Annotated in this window: 16 protein-coding genes; 12 read left to right on the top strand and 4 right to left on the bottom strand. The window is 69.4% G+C overall.

From position 1 onward, the window contains the following. Nucleotides 1–3: 3 nt before the first annotated feature. From AB0M51_RS27510 to AB0M51_RS27500, 3 genes are read right to left on the bottom strand one after another with little or no spacing between them, the layout of a single operon-like run. Complete coding sequence (locus tag AB0M51_RS27510) at nucleotides 4–792, bottom strand: hypothetical protein (protein ID WP_344200682.1); 789 nt, start codon at nucleotides 790–792, stop codon at nucleotides 4–6. Then, the gene (locus tag AB0M51_RS27505) at nucleotides 789–1,238 is read right to left on the bottom strand and encodes a hypothetical protein (RefSeq protein WP_344200679.1); all 450 of its coding nucleotides are present in this window, start codon (nucleotides 1,236–1,238) and stop codon (nucleotides 789–791) included. Before AB0M51_RS27505 ends, AB0M51_RS27510 begins: the two co-directional genes overlap by 4 nt. Continuing rightward, on the bottom strand, nucleotides 1,235–1,930 hold the full coding sequence (locus AB0M51_RS27500) for a hypothetical protein (protein WP_344200677.1): 696 nt from the start codon (nucleotides 1,928–1,930) through the stop codon (nucleotides 1,235–1,237). Before AB0M51_RS27500 ends, AB0M51_RS27505 begins: the two co-directional genes overlap by 4 nt. Nucleotides 1,931–2,028: 98 nt before the next feature. On the opposite strand from AB0M51_RS27500, the gene AB0M51_RS27495 reads away from it, so the two are divergent. The 11 genes from AB0M51_RS27495 to AB0M51_RS27445 all read left to right on the top strand — a co-directional run bounded on the left by AB0M51_RS27495 (nucleotide 2,029) and on the right by AB0M51_RS27445 (nucleotide 15,295). Next, nucleotides 2,029–3,069, top strand: a complete 1,041-nt coding sequence (locus AB0M51_RS27495; protein ID WP_344200676.1) for a hypothetical protein — start codon at nucleotides 2,029–2,031, stop codon at nucleotides 3,067–3,069. Beyond that, on the top strand, nucleotides 3,069–4,937 hold the full coding sequence (locus AB0M51_RS27490) for an AAA family ATPase (protein ID WP_344200673.1): 1,869 nt from the start codon (nucleotides 3,069–3,071) through the stop codon (nucleotides 4,935–4,937). The genes AB0M51_RS27495 and AB0M51_RS27490 overlap by 1 nt, the downstream gene beginning before the upstream one ends. A 1-nt stretch (nucleotide 4,938) precedes the next feature. Further along, complete coding sequence (locus AB0M51_RS27485; RefSeq protein WP_344200671.1) at nucleotides 4,939–5,565, top strand: 4Fe-4S single cluster domain-containing protein; 627 nt, start codon at nucleotides 4,939–4,941, stop codon at nucleotides 5,563–5,565. Continuing rightward, complete coding sequence (locus tag AB0M51_RS27480; protein ID WP_344200669.1) at nucleotides 5,553–6,047, top strand: FHA domain-containing protein; 495 nt, start codon at nucleotides 5,553–5,555, stop codon at nucleotides 6,045–6,047. Before AB0M51_RS27485 ends, AB0M51_RS27480 begins: the two co-directional genes overlap by 13 nt. Then, the gene (locus AB0M51_RS27475) at nucleotides 6,044–7,903 is read left to right on the top strand and encodes a hypothetical protein (RefSeq protein WP_344200667.1); all 1,860 of its coding nucleotides are present in this window, start codon (nucleotides 6,044–6,046) and stop codon (nucleotides 7,901–7,903) included. Before AB0M51_RS27480 ends, AB0M51_RS27475 begins: the two co-directional genes overlap by 4 nt. After that, the gene (locus AB0M51_RS27470) at nucleotides 7,900–8,472 is read left to right on the top strand and encodes a hypothetical protein (RefSeq protein ID WP_344200665.1); all 573 of its coding nucleotides are present in this window, start codon (nucleotides 7,900–7,902) and stop codon (nucleotides 8,470–8,472) included. Before AB0M51_RS27475 ends, AB0M51_RS27470 begins: the two co-directional genes overlap by 4 nt. 58 nt (nucleotides 8,473–8,530) lie before the next feature. Beyond that, nucleotides 8,531–9,823: a hypothetical protein gene (locus tag AB0M51_RS27465; protein ID WP_344200663.1), complete on the top strand. Its 1,293-nt coding sequence runs from the start codon at nucleotides 8,531–8,533 to the stop codon at nucleotides 9,821–9,823. Then, on the top strand, nucleotides 9,816–11,249 hold the full coding sequence (locus tag AB0M51_RS27460; protein WP_344200661.1) for a hypothetical protein: 1,434 nt from the start codon (nucleotides 9,816–9,818) through the stop codon (nucleotides 11,247–11,249). The genes AB0M51_RS27465 and AB0M51_RS27460 overlap by 8 nt, the downstream gene beginning before the upstream one ends. Then, nucleotides 11,246–12,346 (top strand): CHAT domain-containing protein, encoded by a 1,101-nt coding sequence (locus tag AB0M51_RS27455; RefSeq protein ID WP_344200658.1) that lies wholly within the window; start codon nucleotides 11,246–11,248, stop codon nucleotides 12,344–12,346. Before AB0M51_RS27460 ends, AB0M51_RS27455 begins: the two co-directional genes overlap by 4 nt. Next, nucleotides 12,333–14,273, top strand: coding sequence for a hypothetical protein (locus AB0M51_RS27450; protein ID WP_344200655.1), 1,941 nt, complete (start codon nucleotides 12,333–12,335; stop codon nucleotides 14,271–14,273). The genes AB0M51_RS27455 and AB0M51_RS27450 overlap by 14 nt, the downstream gene beginning before the upstream one ends. A 131-nt stretch (nucleotides 14,274–14,404) precedes the next feature. After that, nucleotides 14,405–15,295 carry a hypothetical protein gene (locus AB0M51_RS27445; RefSeq protein WP_344200652.1) on the top strand — a complete coding sequence of 297 codons (891 nt, stop codon included), beginning with the start codon at nucleotides 14,405–14,407 and terminating at the stop codon, nucleotides 15,293–15,295. Here AB0M51_RS27445 and AB0M51_RS27440 read toward each other — a convergent pair. Continuing rightward, on the bottom strand, nucleotides 15,274–16,221 hold the full coding sequence (locus tag AB0M51_RS27440) for a hypothetical protein (RefSeq protein WP_344200649.1): 948 nt from the start codon (nucleotides 16,219–16,221) through the stop codon (nucleotides 15,274–15,276). The two genes, AB0M51_RS27445 and AB0M51_RS27440, sit on opposite strands and share 22 nt — an antisense overlap. Before the next feature lie 516 nt (nucleotides 16,222–16,737). Here AB0M51_RS27440 and AB0M51_RS27435 point away from each other — a divergent pair. Continuing rightward, a complete protein-coding gene (locus AB0M51_RS27435; protein WP_344200647.1) occupies nucleotides 16,738–18,276 on the top strand; it encodes an Hsp70 family protein in 1,539 nt (512 codons plus the stop codon). The last annotated feature ends 2 nt before the right edge of the window (nucleotides 18,277–18,278 follow it).

The raw sequence follows: 18,278 nt of genomic DNA, 5'->3' as shown, positions 1-18,278 counted from the left end.
TCCTCAGGCCTCAGGGGCGGTACGGCGTCGTGGGTCGTAGGTCAGCAGGACCTCGGTCGCCTCGGGCTCGCCGAGGTTGCGGCTGATCCGCTCGACTTTCTCCTCGTGGGCACTGCCCGCGAAGCTCTCAGCGAGCTCGTTCTCGAGTAGTTGCGCCTCGTGCAGGCGGGTGGCGTCGGACCGGAGTTCGGTCAGTAGATGGCCCTCCGTGGTGGCCGACTCGCGCTCACGACGTAGGTGCCGCATCAGCCAGTCGCGTTCCCGGGACAGCTCGTTCAGCAGCCGCTGACGATGCCGGTCGTACGCATGCTTGGACGCCATCAGCCCGGTGACCGAGAACACCACAGCCAGGAAGACCGCGACGTACAGCCGCTCCCGGGAGTCGTCGGTCGTGGTGCTGCCGGCGAACGGGTCGTCGACGCCGGAGCCGGCCACGGCCGTGGAGTCCCCGATCGGGCTGATCTTCAGCCGAACGATCGCCATCACCGTTCCCAGCGTCAGCCACAGCAGGCCGGTCACCAGAATCATCGGAAGCGTTCCGCTCTCGCCCTGTCTGCGTTCGCTCAGCGCGACACCGAACCGCCAGGGCAGCAGCACCGACGCAGCCGTGCATCCGGCGACGACGATCAGCGCGATTGTGTTGGAGGCGTCCTTGAGCAGCAGTTGCATGTTCAGGTAGAAGCCCCCGCCGTCGACGACGGTGAGCGCGGCGATGATCAGCCACCAGCCGGTCTCCCGGACGAAGCGCCCGGTCCGCGACGGTGCGATCGAGGTGACGTTGTGGATGGTCATGACTTTCCCTTCGGCTGCTGGGCCTGTACGGCGGCCTGGATGGCGAGCTCGACGTCCTGCAGCCGGGTCTCGAGTTGTGCGATCCGCTCGTTCCGGCGATCCAGGCGGCCCTGGCGTTCGGCCAGCTCGTAGCCGTACTTCCGCCGCCGCTCGAGGTGTTCGAGCGCGATCTGGCGCTGCCACTGGTCCTTGACGCTCTCCACCCGGTCCTCGAGGACCCGAGGCGTACCCTCGTCGACCGCGCCGTGGGCGTAGAGGTCGTCGATCCGTTCGCGGACCTCAAGCACCAGCTCGGCCGGGTCCGGACACGTCGGATAGGCCCGGAACAGGGCGGGTCGCTGCCGGTCGATCTCCAGGTCCGCGGCCGGTCGGACGAGCCGCCGGAACCAGGCCGCGACCCGTTGGGTGAACCGAGCCGACGTCGCGTCCACCGAGACGCTGGTCATTCGGTCACCTCGAGAGTCCCGCCGTTCACCGGCGCCAGTTGTACGGCGAGCTCCGCGGGTACGGGCGGAACGGTGCGATCGAGCCGCTCCGCCAGGAAGCTGCGGTGGCGGTGATGTTTCACCAGGCTCTCGTCGAACGTCGACCGCCGGAGCACCGCCAGCCGGTGGACCAGGTCGAGCTCGGTCTCGTACCGCAGGTTCATCGTCCGTACCTCGGCCACAAGCTCCGCCTGTCGCTCCAATGCGGTGGCGAGCGCCGCGGACGTCTGACCAGCCTCTGCCTGGGCGTTTCCCAGCGCGCGCCGCTGTTCACGCGCCCGGCGTGCCCGCGCCACCTGATCCATCCCGGCCGTCGGCGTCAACGAGGACCTCAGCTGGTCGAGGTGGACGCGGTCGCGCTCTTCTCGTCCTTGTAGCTCGGTGATCCGTCGATCCAGTACGGCGAGCTCCTCGACTGCCGACAGCAGGTCAGACGTCAGACACTGCCGCAGCCGGCTGAGAGCCTCGTCGCGCTCGTCGAAGATCAGCTCGCGCTCCTGAGTGGTCAGCGGCCCGCTGCCCAACTCGAGAAAGGGCTCGTCCCGCCGGGCGACCCGAAAGGCCTGCCGGCGGAGCCGGCGGCGTTCCCGCCGGCCGAGCTGTGCAGTGCCGGGCGCCGGCTTCGCCGCGTCGGCACCCCCACGTACTCCCATCGTCGCTTCCCTTCGCCAAGCAAGGCTCACTGCCTCGCACTGACGGACAAACCGGTCCCGGGTCTGTCCGTCAGGGGGTGACGACGAAGGGAACCGATGTGAGCAGTCAACGAGTGGTCAGCTTCGAACTCAGCGAGGCGCAGCGTGCCCAGGTCCGGCGCGTGGTCGCCGTCAACCAGGGCATCCGTGGCGGCCGCATCGAGCGCGCCCGGCGCCGGATGCTTGCGCAACTCGACCGGCTGACCGATCTCGCCCCGGTCGAGACCCTGCCGTCCCGCGAGGCAGTGGACCTGGCCTTCAAGGGCACCGACGACGTCGAGCGGCCGTCGCCGGAACTCGTCGTACTGGAGCAGCAGCTCAGCCGGGCCCGTGCGCGTGCGACGACCGATGACCGGATGGTCGAAGCACTGCTCACCCGGTTGCCCGCCGGTGAACCGGCACCGCCCGCGGTGGAGGCGGCCCTGACGGAGCTCAGGTCGGCGACTGCCGGTCAACGCAGTGCCGCTCTCGAGGCGCTGAAGGAAGCCGTCCAAGCGGCCAAGGACCGCCGTCGCACCCTGCTCGAACTCGAGCACGCGGCCGCGATCGCCGACGCATTGAATGCCCCGGGCAACGATCTTCGCCCCGACCTGCACGCGAGAGTACGTCGGCTCGAGAGCGACGTGTCCGTGGCGATCGAGCGGCACGAGGGTGGGTACGACGTGGACTCGGGACAGCTGGTCTTCGCCGCCGCCAGGCTTCGGACCGAGTTCGCACAGGACGAGAACGACGCGCACACCCTCACGGTGCTCGCCGGCCTGTGGCGCGGCCTCGGGTACCAGGTCGACGTCGGCGAGGATCGCCTCATCGCCCACGCCCACCACGACCGTGGCATCGCGGTCCGGCTGGTCAACGGCGCCGCGGTTGCCGAACAGGTCGGCATCACCGACGAGCGCGGTCGGCGCTGCCCGGCACCTGGCTCGTACGACGCCGTCTGTGTCGCGGCGGCCGAGGTCGAACGGCAAGCGGGCGAGGTCGGTATCGAGGCGACCCGCGTCCGGATCGTCGACGAGGAGACATTGCCGCTGTCGACGGTCGCGGTACGAACCGCCCGTCGACCTGGCGAGAACCAGCTTCAGCAGACCTTCGGGGAAGGGTGATGATGAACGCGCGTCCGGAATGGCTCGGCGAGCTGAGCATTCGTCTGGCTACCAGCCCGCATCTCGTCCTCGTCGGCGCCCCGAACGAGCAGCATCTGCTGCCCGCGAGCGATGGCAGGCCGGCTTGGCGCTCCTTCACCCAGGCGGTCACCGGCACGCTCCTCGAGTCGGGCTACTCGCTCGTCCTGCAGTGGAACGTCGACGGCGGACTGACGCCGGTCGCCGAAGCCACACCGGGCCTGGCGGACCAGCTCCTCGGCGGTCACGGCGGACAGTCCGGTAACCAGGGAGTCGGCGACGCGGACTCCCTGATGAGTGCACTGCGCGTCGTCGACGGTTTCAGCCCCAGCGGCACCGGCGTGAACGGACGGGCGGCCCTGATCGTCTCCGGCGCCGAACGCTTGGCCGAGACCTCGTCCGTGTCGCCATTGCGCGAGGTGTTCGCGGTGGCCCAGCAGCGTGCCCTCGCCGCAGCACCGCTGGCGACCGGGGACAACCGCGGACCGCTGTTCAACACGCTTGTCTGGACGGTCAACCGCGAGCACGACCTCCCGAACTGGTACCTGATGACCCGGGGCGTACACGTGCTGTCCATCCCACTGCCCGACCAGGACGTCCGGCTCCAGGTGGCGCGTTCGATCGTCTCCGCCTTCCACGGGTTCCGCGAGCTGAGTGAGGCACCGCGGGAGTCCGCCGTACGGCAACTGGCCGACCTGTGCGAGGGAATGACCCAGGCGCAGATGCGCGAGGTAGGACGGTTCGCGGCCGACCGCAAGGTCGAGGTCGCTCACCTGGAGGACGCCGTTCGCGGCACCAGGTCAGGTCTGCGGGTCTCGCCCTGGCGTTCGGAGGGGATGCGGAAACGTGTCGAGCGGGCCGGCCGCATCCTGCTCGAGGAGGAGCCACCGGGCGACTCGGGGATCAGTGTCGTACGAGGGCAGCAGGCGGCGGTCCGCAAGGCGGTCGACGTACTCAGCCGCAGCGTGACCGGACTGTCCGACTGGGACGAGTCACAGCATTCCAGTAGGCCGCGGGGCGTTCTCTTCCTGGCCGGGCCGACCGGCGTCGGCAAGACGTTCCTCGCCAAGCAGCTCGCGATCGCCGTCTTCGGCCGGGTGGAGGCGATGGTCCGGTTCGACATGAGCGAGTACGCGACCTCGCACAGCGAGGCCCGGCTGATCGGTTCGCCACCCGGCTACGTCGGGTACGAGTCCGGCGGTCAGCTCACGAACGCGGTTCGGCAGCGACCCTGTTCGCTCCTGCTTTTCGATGAGATCGACAAGTCGCACCCGCTGGTTCTGGACAAGTTCCTGCAGATTCTCGAGGACGGCCGGCTCACCGACGGTTCGGGCAGCACGGTGCATTTCGGCGAGACGCTGCTCGTCTTCACCTCGAACCTGGGCATCTACCGCCGCGACGGCGAGCTCGACAGCGGGAAGCCACTGGTGCTCCCGGGCGAACCGTACGACCAGGTCGAGTCGAAGGTCCGCGCGGAGGTGTTCCGGCATTTCACCGCGGTGCTCAAGCGGCCGGAGATCCTGAACCGGATCGGCGACAACGTCCTGGTCTTCGACTACCTGTCCGCGCAGACCGCCCGCGACTTGTTGATGGACAAACTCGGGACGCTGGCCGGCTCCGTGAAGGCGCGCCTCGGCATCGAGCTCCGGCTGAGCGGAGAGGTCCTGGCCGACCTCAGTGCGGCCGTTGCCGATCCGGATGTCCTCCAGTTCGGCGGCCGCGGGGTCAAGAACGTGATCGAGAGCCGCCTGGTCAATCCGCTCGGGCGCGAACTGCTGGGAAGTCGCCCCGGCTCGGCGCTCCGCGTCGAGGAGCTGACGTCCACCGGCCTCCGCACCAGGAGTGTCTGACATGGAGATCCTGATCAGCCGGACGGCCTTCCCGGTCCAGGCGCTCGGGCCCGGCACCCGGGCAGCGATCTGGCTGCAGGGCTGTTCGATCCGCTGCGCGGGCTGCGTCGCCCAGGACACCTGGGGTACGCCGGCATCCTCCCGCAGACAGGTTGACGAGGTCCTCGACTGGCTTGCGTGCCTCGACGAGGTCGACGGTGTCACGATCAGCGGCGGCGAGCCGACCGACCAGCCCGAGGCCCTTCAGGCACTGATCTCCGGTATCCGCCGGACCCGGCCCGCTGCCGACATCCTCGTCTACACCGGGCGTCCGACCAGCTGGGTTCTCGGCGACGGGCGTCCTTCGATCGCCGGCGCGGACGCGGTCATCACCGAGCCGTTCGTCCGGACCGAGGCCGGGTACCTCCCGCTCCGCGGCTCCGACAACCAGCAACTCCTCGCGCTCACACCACTGGGCAGATCGCGCTACGTCGACACGGCACTGCCGGATCGCCGGCGGATCCAGGTGGACGTCGTCGACGGCGAGATCAGGATGATCGGCATCCCGACTCCCGGCGTACTCGCGGAGCTCGGCAGGCGCGCCGCCGCGGCCGGACTCTCCCTGCGGGGTACCTCATGGCAGGACTGAGCTGCGCGGAATGCGGCGACGGCTTCGCCGACGAGTGGGCGACGGCCTGCATCCGGGGCCATGAGCGGATGGCCGACGAGGTCAGCTGGGCCGAACCGCTGCCGATCCGGGCCGCCGGCGGTCTGACCCGACCGGTCGCTCCAGCGGCGGGGCAGCGGCTGCAGGTGCTGCTCACCCTGGACGGCGGGCCGATCACGGTGGACCGGACCGACTTCGTCCTCGGCCGGCAACGGACCGCCGACAGCCCGCTCGCCGACCAGCTCGACAACTATCCCAACGTTTCTCGCAAGCATGTCCAGGTCCAGGTCTTCCCGGATCACTTCCTGGTCGTCGATGAGGGGTCCACCAACAACACGTTCATCGGCGACCGGCCGATCAAGGGCACCGGCCCGCAGCGACTGGAGGCCCGCGCGTCGTTGCGGCTGGCCCGCAACTGCACCCTGAAGCTGGCCATCCTCGGTGATCCGGGGAGTCTGCGATGACGACCGTTCTGCTCCCGGCTCCGCCGCCGACCGAGCTCGATCCGCCGTTCGCGGGGCCTCCGGCCGGGCAAGGGCCGCCGCCGACCGTCGTCGACCCGGCCGATATCGACGAGGAGCTGCCGAGTCATCCACAGGCATGGCCGGATCTCGGTCCCGGCGCCGAGCTGCGATCGGCCCCGCACAGCCGGATCACCCGCTTCACCACCGCGCAGTACGGCGATGTCGTCGTCAAGGCCTGGCGGACCCGGCGCGACGATCTCCAGCAGATCTGGGAGTTCTGGGAGAACTGCCGTACGAACGGTGCCGCCCTGGTCCCGCTGCTGGACACCTGCACCGAGAACGGGGTCGCCTTCGAGCTGATGCCGTACCGGCCGGCCGGTTCGCTGTACGACGTGTTCGCCGCGGGTGGGCACCAGCCGGCTCCGCGAACCGCGAGTGAGCTGGAGGCGATCCTTCGGCAGCTCGCGCACACCGTGGCGATCCTGCACACCGAACAAGCCGATGGACGGTTCGCCGTGCACGGCGACATCAAGCCGGCCAACCTACTGGTCGAGAGCATCGATCCGCTGCGGATCGAGCTGAGTGACACCGGTTCCGTGGTGCTCGTCGACGAGCTGGCTCCGACCGTTCCCGGACGCCAGGCGACGGCGGCGTACCAGGCTCCGGAAGCACTGACGATGGTGCATCCCCCGCAAGACTACTGGTCGCTGGGGATGTCGCTCGCCGAGCTCGGCACTGGCCGGCATCCGTACGAGCGTCCGAACCGGCAGTTCCACAGCCCCGCGACGATCCGGGCCGAGCTGGCCCAGCGCGATCCCGAGATTCCTGGAGGCCTCGACGACCGCTGGCTCCGACTCGTCCACGGTCTGCTGATCCGGGACAGCGCACTCCGCTTCGGGGCCGAAGAGATCGCCCGGTGGCTGGCCGGTGAACCCGTACCCGACGCTCCGCGACCGCAGGAACCGCCGGTCCGCGCGGATGCGCCGGCTCCCGGCAATGCCTTCACCTTCGCCGGTACGACGTACGCCGGTCCGCGCGACCTGGCCGCGGCCATGGCGGCGCACTGGGCCGACACCGTCCGACTGGTCCTCGGGCGCGACCTGGAACGCCTGATCGGGTGGGCACAGGAGGCGTGCCCTGCCCAGGTGGTGGCGCTCACCGAGGTAGCGGAACGCCGACGCTCCAACCTGGTCAACGAGCACCGGGCGGCCGCCGAGCTCATCCGGTGCCTTGATCCCGAAGCGGCGCCGATCTTCCACGGGCACAGGTGCGATCGGGACGGACTGGGCGCATTGGCGACCCAGGCCCTGCACGGCGATCCCGAAGCCGGAACGATCGTGACGAGGCTCTTCGAGTCGTCGGCGCTCGATGTCGTGTCGCGGGCGCCGCAGCATCAGGATCTCCGGCAGCTCGCCGGCAGATGGCAGCACCTGGTCGGGGTCGCGCGGCAGTTGATCGCCCGTCACATTCCGTCGGGGCAGTTGCCGGCGGCGGAGCTGCTCCCGGCCTACCTGCTGAGCGCCGTGCTGTCGCGGCAGCGGAGTCAGTGGCTGGCCGAACAGGCCGCGAGCTGCCTGACCCCGCGAACGACCAACGTCGAGTGGTTCCTCGGGCTCGCGTCGACTCCCGACGACGTTGACGCGGCCGCGCACCATGCGGTGATGGTTCTCGCCGCTCCACAAGCCGAGTTCGAGGGTACGGCGGTGCGGCCAGAGCTCGACGCCTGGGCGCGTGCCTACCTGGAGCGGACGCTCGCCGCCCGCGCCGCCGCTCGGGAACAACCACCGCGGCGACCGCGCGGCCGACTGGTCCGATTGCTACGGGCGTTCTGGCGCCGGTGGAGGTCTCGACGATGATCATCAGCCTGCGAGCCCGCGCCGTACCGGGCAGCGCCTGTGCCGTCGGCATCAACGGTTGGAGTCTGAAGAGCGCCGGCGACTCGGCACTCGGCGTCGCGTTGACCGGCAGGGCCACCATCCTCCTTGCCCGCGCCACCGGGCCGGCCGACCTTGCGCGGGTGGCCGTCGACGCCTGTATCGGCGAAGCCGGCCGGCCCGTCGACATGCTGACGGCTGCGCGCGCCCGGCTGGCCAAGGAGGGCAGGATTCTCGACGGGGTCAGCGTTCAGCTCGCGGCGGTCGTGCTGACTCCGGAGCGAACCGGTGTGATCGCAGTGTCCGGTGCCCTGCCTGTCTACCTGATCTCGGACGGCTACGCCGCGCGTGTCGACCCAGATGTTGCCGCAAGCAACCGTATTGCGATCCGCGAGCTGGTGCTGACGAGCCGTCAGCAACTGCTGCTGGCCGACGAGCCCCTCGAGGACCAGGGGATCCAGCTCGACTGGCAGCCGTCGGCCGGCGGAAACGCGGTCGAGGCCCTCGTCGATCAGGCCGCAGGCTTCGTGGTCGGGGTGTCCGTCAGTTGAGAGAAACGCCGAGCGATCGACCGGGGGCGAGATGACACCGACACCTACTGTGCACAGTGTGCTGTCCCAGCTGCTGCGAGGCCCCGAGTGGACGCAGCGGCTCCGCTACGGTTCGGGTGCACAACGCAGCGATGTGCTCCGGCACATTGCGAGCCGGATCGTGCTCGCGCGGTGGGATCTCGGCACGGTTCCGAGAGCGGGTGATCCTCTCGACGCGGAGCTGCTGCCGGGTGTCGAAGCTCTGATCGACAAGCTCTGTCCGTTGATCGGGGAGGCCGTCGACCTGCAACTGCTGATCGTCGGTACGGCGGTCGAGCTCGCCGCGGAGCAGGGAATCCGGATCACCCGGAGCTCGCTGAGCGAACCGAGCAGCACTGCTGTCGGTACGGCGTACGCGCAGGATCCACCTGGACAACTTGCCGCGCAGGAGGTGGCGCAGCGACTGGTGCTCAGCGTCGCGGAGCGCCAGGACAGACTCGCCGACGACGAGCTCGTGGCCCTGTACCTGGAGCGTTATCACGACCAGTGGGACCGATCGTCCCGGGACGATCACGCGTCGTCGATCGGTCTGGGCAGTGACGAGCGGCCGCCATTCGTCCATGTACGGCGGGAGAACTCCTGGCAGCTCGGCGCCGACCGCAGTGTGTGCGGACGTTATCGCCTGCACTTCATCGGTGGCGGCGGGCACGATCCGCACAAATGCGCCGACGAGGAAGTACGCCGTACGTGCGCGGGATTCGGCCTGTTCCAGGCAGAACACCGGACCGCCCTGCGCAGCATCTCGGTGGCATCGGCCGATGCCGGCCGAGTCGCCGACGCCGCACGGATCTGGGCGAACCGGCAGAAGACCCGTCCAGTCGCGACCGGCCCGGTCGACGAGCCTCTGACCCTCGAGATCGCGGCCAAGATCAGGGTCTGGTTCGGCTGCTCCTCGGCCGGGAGACAGCTGACCGAGAGATATGGCGATGTCGGCGAGTACTCGGAGGTTCTGTCGACGGCACTGGTCCGGAAGACCTGGATGGGCCTGCACGCGCACGAGCGGAACGCGCGACCACCGTTGACCGCGGCCGACGTCCATCGGTTGCTCGGGCCCGCCCTCGACAAAGCCGTGCCCGAAGTCGTACCGCAGTGGATCCTCGAACCGCCCACCGCTCAGCCGTCGACGAAACGCTTCAACCGCGCCTGCGCCGTGCTGGTAGACCATCGGTCGCTGCTCGCCGGCACGGCCGCCGACTACGTCGAGTTCGTCCGCGGCAGGTTCGGTCCGGCGTGGAGCGAACTCACCCTGACACCCGACGAGCTCCGGGCGCAGTTCCCGGTGCTGTTCCCGCAGGAGGTCGTCGATGCCTGACGCGATCGAGCTCAGGACCGCTCCCGACGGCGCGGTGGTGATCGGTCCCGAGCCGGTCGGCGCCGCCGGACTCGTCTTCATCGCACTGACCGACGGAGTCCTCGCGGTGGACCCGATGGCGCCTCACGACGTTCCGCAGCTCCGTCTGACCGGTGAGCCCGCCGCGGCCACCGAGATCCTGTTCGGTACGGCGGCGGCCGATGCGGCGCGAGGTACCGGGATCCCGGCGCCCGAGCTGGTCGCGTCGCCCGAGCGGGACGCGCTGGTCAGACTGGGGGTACTCCGCTGGCTGTGCGACCGTAGCCCGATCGCCCTCGATCTGCCCCTGCTCGTGGTGGAGCAGCTCGTCCTCGAAGCAGGCCTGACCGAGGTCCTCGACCCGGAGCACAACAGCCCGCACGCGATCGTCGACTGGGCACCGACCTTGATCGAATGGTCCGCCCAGGCCCGCCGCGCGGACTCGGAACTTCGCCGGACGGCGGAAGTCGCCGAGCTGATCCTGGGCGGTCTGCGAACCGTCGAGCTGTACCTGGAGCCAGGACTCCACCAGCATTCGGACGTCGTCCACGAGATCGAGTTGCTGACCGCGATCTCCGACTGGGGACTGTCCGGCGCGGATCCGGACCGCGCCTGGGACGTGCTGGACGAGTTGCGTCCGCAACCTGCTGAGGACCTGGGTCACGGTGACCTGCCGTCGTGGCACGGCAACGGCCCTGTCGACTGGGACCGTACGCCGTCACGAGCGACCGCCCGCCACGAGGAAGCGGTCTCGTGGTCGATCAGAGGCGGCGCGCTGTCCGTCGTTGTCGACGTCTTCCCGCCCGCACCGCACCTGGCCCTGCTGGGGACATCGGCCGCGCCCGCAGAACCGCCGCCACTACTCCAGGCGACCCTGTACGCGTCGTCCTGGCCGTTGCCCTTAGCAAGTGTCGACCTCGAGCTACGGGCCGAGAGTGGTTCCTGGATGGGCACCCACCAGCTCGATGCGGCCGTACTGCGGCAACTGGGCCAGGTCGCCGCTGCGGCGCTCTTCGTCGACGTCCACGCGCGCGGTGCCCGTCATCGGGCGCCCGTAGGTCGTGCGGCCGATCGTGCGGCCGCGGAACGCTGGGCGGCAAGGGGTCTGAGCGCGCTCCGGCTCGCGGTCGGCGGGCGGTCGGTCGCGAGCCTCCGGGGTACGGCGTCCCAGGCACTGACGCGGGCCGCGACGTTCTACGGTGGCCTGCCGGACGACGCCGGCGTACCGCAGGCACGGCAGTGCAGGGCCCTCGCGCAGTGGGCGACCGGCGGTGGCGCGCCGCTCAACGTCTGGCGGCCGAACGGCGCGAACGAGGAGGAAATGCTTCCTGCACGGGATCCTGCCGACGGTCCGGGCCGACCGAGCGCGGCCGAGATCTGGTACGCCGCCGCATCGAGCTCCGAATGACCACCCACGTCTGGCGGCTGACACTCGAGCCGCTGGGTGTCGACGTCGCGTGGTCGCTGCTGCTGAACGACGGCGCGAGTACCAGAGCGGTCGACGCGGGTGTCATCCGCGACACCCGCAACGAGGAACTGGCCGCGCTCGACATCCCGCTCCGGGACGGCACGAGCGCCCTGCTGGTGCCCGACCACGAGCTCCAACTGGCAACTCTGCTGGGCACGCGACTGATCCCGCCGACGCTGCGGGAAGAGCTGACGGACGGCGCTCACACCGTCTACGTCGCCACCCGCGGCTGGCTTGCCAACCTACCCTGGGAGGCCCTGGTCGTCGACTCCGACCATCGGCGTCTGATCGAAGCCGCGGTCGTCGCCGGCGCGATGTCACCGGGCATCGTCGCGACCCGGACGCGCACCGCGGCACCGTTCAGCCCGGAGGGAGCCGGCCTCGCGATCGTCGACGCAGGCCCGCCCCGTGACGCCGCACGCCACGACTACTCGATCTACCCAGGTGGCCTCCCGGCCGGACTGGCCATCGATCTCGCAGCTGATGTCGTTGCCCCCGGCACCTACACGATGAGCGCGCGGATGGCGGGCGAAGCGCTGACCGGAGCGCCGTGGACACGGCTCCTGTACGTCGGGCACGTCGCGGCCGGGCATCAGGACGAACCGGCGGCGACGGCACTCGTGTTCCAGCGACAGGGTGAGATCGACAAGCTCAGCGCCGCCAACTGGCTGGCCGAACCGCAGACCTGGCCGTCTCCCGCCCGGGTTGCCCTGATCGGCTGTGGCAGCGACGACGCCCGCTTCCTGGAGGCGAGCGGCCTGCCGGTCGCCGCCGTCAATGCCGGCGCGCATCTGGTGACCTGCACACGATGGTCGCTGCCTGCCGATGCGCCGGGCGATCCTTCCGGCCCGACGACCCACCTTGCGCGAGCTGTCCTGCGTGCCCACCGCACCGACCGTCCGGTGCGTGCTCTGCGCGAGTGGCAGCTCCAGCAGTTGTCGGCTTGGCGGACCCGGCCAACGGCGGCCGTGTCGCCGTTCTTCTGGGCCTCGCTCGCGACCTACCTCACTCCGGACGTGGCCGATGACCCGGACTGATGCGGAGATCCAGGTCGCTCTCGAGGATCTGCTCGACCGCTTCGAGCCCCTCGTCGACCTCGGCCAGGATGCCAGGGCCGTTGTACGGCGGATGGTCGAGGTGACCGATACGGCGGCTGAGCCCGGGCACTGGCGCGAGGCACTTGCGGGCGAACTGTTCGAATACTTGCGGCTGACGGCGCCCCAGGACGACGACGAGTGGACGCCGACCGCGCTCAGCTGCCTGGACGCGGTCTGCGAGTTCGTCCGGATCGCACCGTGTCCGGAACTGGCCTGGACGCTGGTGGTCCGCGCGACCTCGACGCCTGGTGACGAGGGTGCCGACGACCTGGACTGGATCATCGAGCACGCCGACCAGCTCGACCGCGAAACCGTCACGGATGCCTATCTCGAGCGGGCTCGTTCGCGGTCGGAGACCGACCTGTACGCCGGCATCGACGACTGGATCACCGCCGCCGGGATGGTGACCCAACCCGAGGACCAGATCGACTGCGCGGTGAACCTGGCGGTCGCGTACGCCGAACTCGAGCAGCCGCTCGACGAGGCGGACTGGTCCTGGCAGGCGGCCGTCCTGGTCGAGATCAACGAGCCGGCACCCGATCTCGACCTCCTGCGGGAGGCGTACGCCGCTCAGTTCAGGGGCGTGGAGCACCTGTATCGGATCGACGGTCCGGCCAGACAGATGCGTCCGTTACTGGGCCGAATGCTGTCGCGGCCCGGTTGGGCACCGGAGGAGCTGTTGCCGCCGCACGTCCACATCGTGGCCGCCGGGATCTGCATCCAGGACAACGATGCGGCCGCCGCGCTCGTGCAACTGACCTTGGCGGAACACCGGCTCGGCGAAGTGGACGTGTACTTCCAGGCGCAGTGGCAGCTGTGCCAGATGGAGTGCGCGGTGCTGCGGTCGGATTCCGTCACCGCGGAGTACTTTGCCCGGCGGGCGTGGCCGCTGATCGAGAGGGCCGGCGACGAGGAACAGCGAACCCGCTTCCGCCACATCGTGGCCGGGCTCGGCACCGTGACCGGGCCCTGGGACTTCCCCGGCGACGACCTGGCCGCCGTGCGGACACTGGGTACGGTGATGACCCGGATGCGGGCCGGGGTCGGCGGGCCGGAGGACATCGAGCAACTCGATCACGCGATCGAGGCGTTCGATCCGCTCCTGCAAGCGCATCTGGTGATCTCGGCGTACGCCCTGCGGGCCCGGATCAACAGTGCGCTCGGGCAAACCGGCGCGGCCGCGGCCGACCTGCGGACCGGGCGCGCGATGCTCGCCGAGATCGAGGCTGATCCACCGGGTGGGTTCTCCCGCGGGGTCTCGACCTTGCTCGACCAGTCCGAGGCGATCCTCGAGGCGGCGCGCGGACATCCCGAAGCCGCGGCGCTGCGGATGGAGGAGATGTGGCGGTCCGAGCTGGCCGCGGGCGCCCACTCGGCGGCGATCGGTACGGCGTTGGCGGCCACGCAGCTGTGGCTCTCGATGGGCTCGAAGCCGCGGCGGGCAGCTGAGTGCGCTCTGGCCGCGCTGACGATCGCACAAGAGTTCAGGTACGCCAAGGGCGACAGCAAGGACCGGTCGGCTGTCGCTTCCTACGTCGTGACGGGCAATGAGTATGCGGTCGAGGCCGTCGCCGCGTTGGGCGACTGTGCGCTGATGGCTGAGTTGCTGGAGGTCATTCGAGCCCAAGCGGTGCCCTACGTCTCCGACGATCCCGATGTCGCTGTCGGCCCGTTGGCGTCGATGCTGACCGATGTGCTCGACGGCCACGATCCGGCGACAGATGACGGACGAAGGACCTCGGCAGTGCTGCTGTCACCGCCGCCGTTGATCCTGATGCCGTGGGGATCGGTGGCGATGGCGCCCTGGCTGCAGTACGACCCGAGCCTCGCGCGGCCTGTCGGCCGGCTGATACTGGGCGACGTCTGAGGGCGGACCGGACAAATAGCTGACAGTCCTGCCCGATCTCGAGGCTCTGGCGACGGCGCGCCTGACGATGGATCGAAGGGCGGCGCCGGTGGTCCCGGCGCCGCGGATCGGTCCGGGGAGGCTCGCCGAGAATGTCTGGCACTGTTGATCCGCTGCTCGCCGAGTTCGTCTGGTTCGGTACGGCGACGTTGCGCCGGCGCGCGCACGTGGCCGTCGGCCAGCGGGCCTGTCCGACTCGTGCTGCGCCGTACACGTCGGCGGTCGCGACCGTGCACCAGCTCTGCCGCGACTCGGACTGTCTGGGGATCGTGCACGACGTCTACGCCCGCGTGCTCGGACGGCTCGAACAGCTCGGCGAGTCACTCGCGATGGTCGCCGAACGGCCCGGATACGTACGCCGCATGGTCGGCTCGCAGGTGGCCGACTACGAGCGCGAGGCTCGGGTACGGCGCGGGCTGCCCGCCAAGCCGACCCGCAACGACGGCATCGCCGGCCGGGTGAACGATGCGCTGGAGGAGTGTGTCGAAGGGGAGTGGCTGCGGATCCTGTTCCGGGTGATGCGGGGGTACGCCTGCCGTGACGGCCGGACGAGTTCGGCGTGGCCGCTCGATGCCTGGACCGGTGAGAAGAGCGCGCACGACGGCGGGCTGCGTGGTGTCGGCACGGCTGCGGCGCGAGCCGAGCTGTTGAGAGACATCCAGACCGTGCTCCGGGTTGCCGGCCGGGTTGCCGGCAAGCCATGGGTCAACGACGCGATCCTGCATCCGCTGCAGACCTGCATGCTGCCGCTGGACGCCGAGCACGACAAGGCCGCGGCACCGCAGGCGCAGCACGCTGACGTGGTCGCGATCACCGACCTTCGCCGGCGGTTCCGGCGGCTGACCCTCGCAGGAGTGCCGGTCGAAGCGGCGTTGCGGCAGTCGGCGCTGGAGGTCCTGGGGGCCGAACCGCGGTGTGCGGTCGGCGACGTACTGGACGATCTGGTCGACCCCGGCGGGCTTCAGGCCCAGCCGATGCCGTAGGCGAGACCTTGACGGACGTTCGGCCAATCCGCGACAACGGCGTTGTCGTCGTCGAAGGCCAGTTCTTGATCGGTCGGCTGGCCGTCCTCGATGACGGGCGGAGGCACACCGTCGTACCGCCAGACGCGTGCTGCCTCGTCGCCGTCCTCGAACCGCACTGTGGCGCGGAAGGAGCGAGTCCGCCGGACCGGGACGAGTGCGTTGTACGGGCGGATGAACTCACGGGAAGGCATCGTCACGCTGACGCCGACCCGATGGCTCTCGCCGGTGTCGAAGGCCCGGGGCAGGTGCATGGTGAGGAGCCAGGAGCTGGTCGAGTACCGGTCGATGTCGATCGACTCGCAGCCTTCGGTTGCCTGCACCTCGACCTCGGCGTTGTCCGGCCCACCCGGTACGTGCGGGACGCTGAAGGACTCGCACAGCGTCGCGATCCCGTCCTGGGTGACCTTGATGTCGCGGACACCGATGAACCGTGGCCGATCGCCGATCACCGCGTGCGACTCGATCCGGTCGACGTACCAGCCCCTGGCGGCGAAGGGATTCTGGTCGTCGCTGACCCGCGTCCTGCGCTCGAGGACAAGGGCGACCGCGCGGTTCGCGTCGCGGAGCCGTCGAAGAACGGTTCGCGGGCCGCGCTGGAGCGCGTTGCCGACGTTCTCCAGCCGGGTGGTCAGGTGCGGCGAAGTGTCGCCGACGCCGAGCCCGGCCAGGAAGACCTTCTCCAGGTCGGGCGGAAGGGTCCGCGCGGCGTCGAACAGATGGGCGCTGATCAGGCCACGGCCGAGCACCTCGTTGGGCTCGTTGTCGCCGAAGATCAGCGCGGACAGGAGGGGCCCGAGACGATCAACCACATCCGGGGCGTGCAAGCCGCGGCCGCGATGCAGGTTGTCCAGTTCTTTGGTGAGCAGATCGACCCGGGCGGTCACGCCCGGAACTCCGTGCTGACGCGAATCGGGATCGGTGAGTGGGGCGAAAGTTCCCTACTCACCACCGAGGAGGTGGGCACCATGATCTGGCACTGCTTCGGCTCCGCCGGCTTCTGGACTGGACTCATGTTCTGGTTCGCCCCGCAAATCAACTGCTGATCGCACGCCATGGATCGTGTCGGCCGGCTCTCCACCGGCCGGTGCGATCCCCCAGGGTCAACCAAACCGTGACCCTCAGTAGATGTCAATCCCAGGAATCGTCCCAGCCGCACCAGGCCCGCCGGGGCGATGTCACCCAGGGCACCGGCGTGCCGGTGCCGGATCGAAAGGACAGGAACGATGGCGGAGAACGAGGTCTACTATTGCGGGCACTGCCGGCGTCAGCAGCGCCCCGCGCAGGGGATCGCCTGTATCGCGTGCAGCGACCGCTGTCGCACGGTTTCCTGGTACACGGACCGGGAGTCGGAGTCCGACGCGCAGCGGAAATTCAAACACATGAATCCGGGCCGGGCGTAGATGGCCGCGGCGAGTCCGGTCGTCGGAATCGACCTCGGGACCACTTTTTCGGCGATCGCGGTTGTCACGCAAACCGGAAGGCCGGAACTTCTGCCGAACCGTGAAGGTGAGCGGATCACTCCCTCGGTGGCATTCTTCGAGGCCGACACGTCCGTTCTCGTCGGATCGCTCGCGAAACGCTCGGCGGTTACCGCACCGCTCGACGTCGTGCAATTCGTGAAGCGCCAGATGGGAAACCGGGACTGGAAGTTCGAAACGTCGGCCGGCGAACAGTACACAGCCGAGGAGGTGTCGGCCCTCATCCTGCGCAAGCTGAAGGAGGACGCCGAGCTGGCTCTCGGTACGGGTCGGGTGGCAGACGCGGTCATCACCGTACCGGCGTACTTCGACGACGCGCGCCGGCGCGCCACCAGGGACGCGGGCAGGATCGCGGGGCTCAACGTGCTGCGAGTGCTGAACGAGCCCACCGCGGCCGCGCTCGCCTACGGCCTCGTCAACGGCGGCGATTCGACGGTGCTGGTGTTCGACCTCGGTGGCGGCACCTTCGACGTCACGGTGCTGCGCATCTCGGGCGGCGTCTTCGACGTGATCGGGACGGACGGATTGCACGAGCTAGGCGGCTTCGAGTGGGACAACCGGCTGATGGAGTGGCTGAACGACCGGTTCCGCGCGGCCGGCGGACCGGACCTGACCGAGACCTTCGAGTCCGAGGCGGATCTGAGAGACCGAGCCGAACTGGCCAAGCACGCGTTGAGCCAGGACCTGGTCACCCGGGTCGTGCTGAGCGGCGGAGGAGTCACCGAGACGATCGTCGTGACGCGGGAGATCTTCGAAAGCATCACCGGCGATCTGCTCAACCAGGCCAGGGATCTGACGATTTCACTGGTGGAGGAGCTCGGCCTCGAGTTCGGCGGCATCGACGAAGTACTGCTGACCGGCGGGTCGACTCGCATGCCCATGGTGTCGCGGATGCTGGCGGACATCGCAGGAAAGGATCCGCGGCAGGTCGCCAACCCGGACGAGCTGGTCGCCCTAGGGGCCGCGATCCAGGCGAACCTGCTGGAGTCAGGGGGGCCGACCCTCGTCGTGCCGCCGCCGCGGATCTGCGACGTCACCTCACAGGGTCTGGGCGTGATCGCGCTGAACCAGTTCCGGGTGCCGCGCAACAACATCGTGTTGGCCCGCAACAGCAAGATCCCGGGCTCCGGGTCCGAGATCTTCGGTACCGCGGACGACGGGCAGACAACGATCCGGGTGCATGTCACCCAGGGGGACGACGAGGATCCGGAGTACGTCCGGCTGGTGACCAGGGGGCGCTACCCGGACGGTGGCCAGCCGCTCACGATTCCGCCGTACCCCGCCGGGGCGCCGATCGAGGTGATCTTCCACTACGACATCGATCAGACGATCCAGGTCGAGGTCGTCGACCTGACGACGGGGACGTCGTTGGGCACCTTCGAGGTGGATCGGGTGGCCAACCTCACCGACGAAGAGCTCGCCGCGGCGATCAGGAAGAACAAACAAGTGGGGGTGAAGTGAGA

Source organism: Kribbella sp. NPDC051137 (genome assembly GCF_040682535.1).
Lineage (GTDB): Bacteria > Actinomycetota > Actinomycetes > Propionibacteriales > Kribbellaceae > Kribbella > Kribbella karoonensis.
This window is presented reverse-complemented; position numbering and strand designations above follow the sequence as displayed.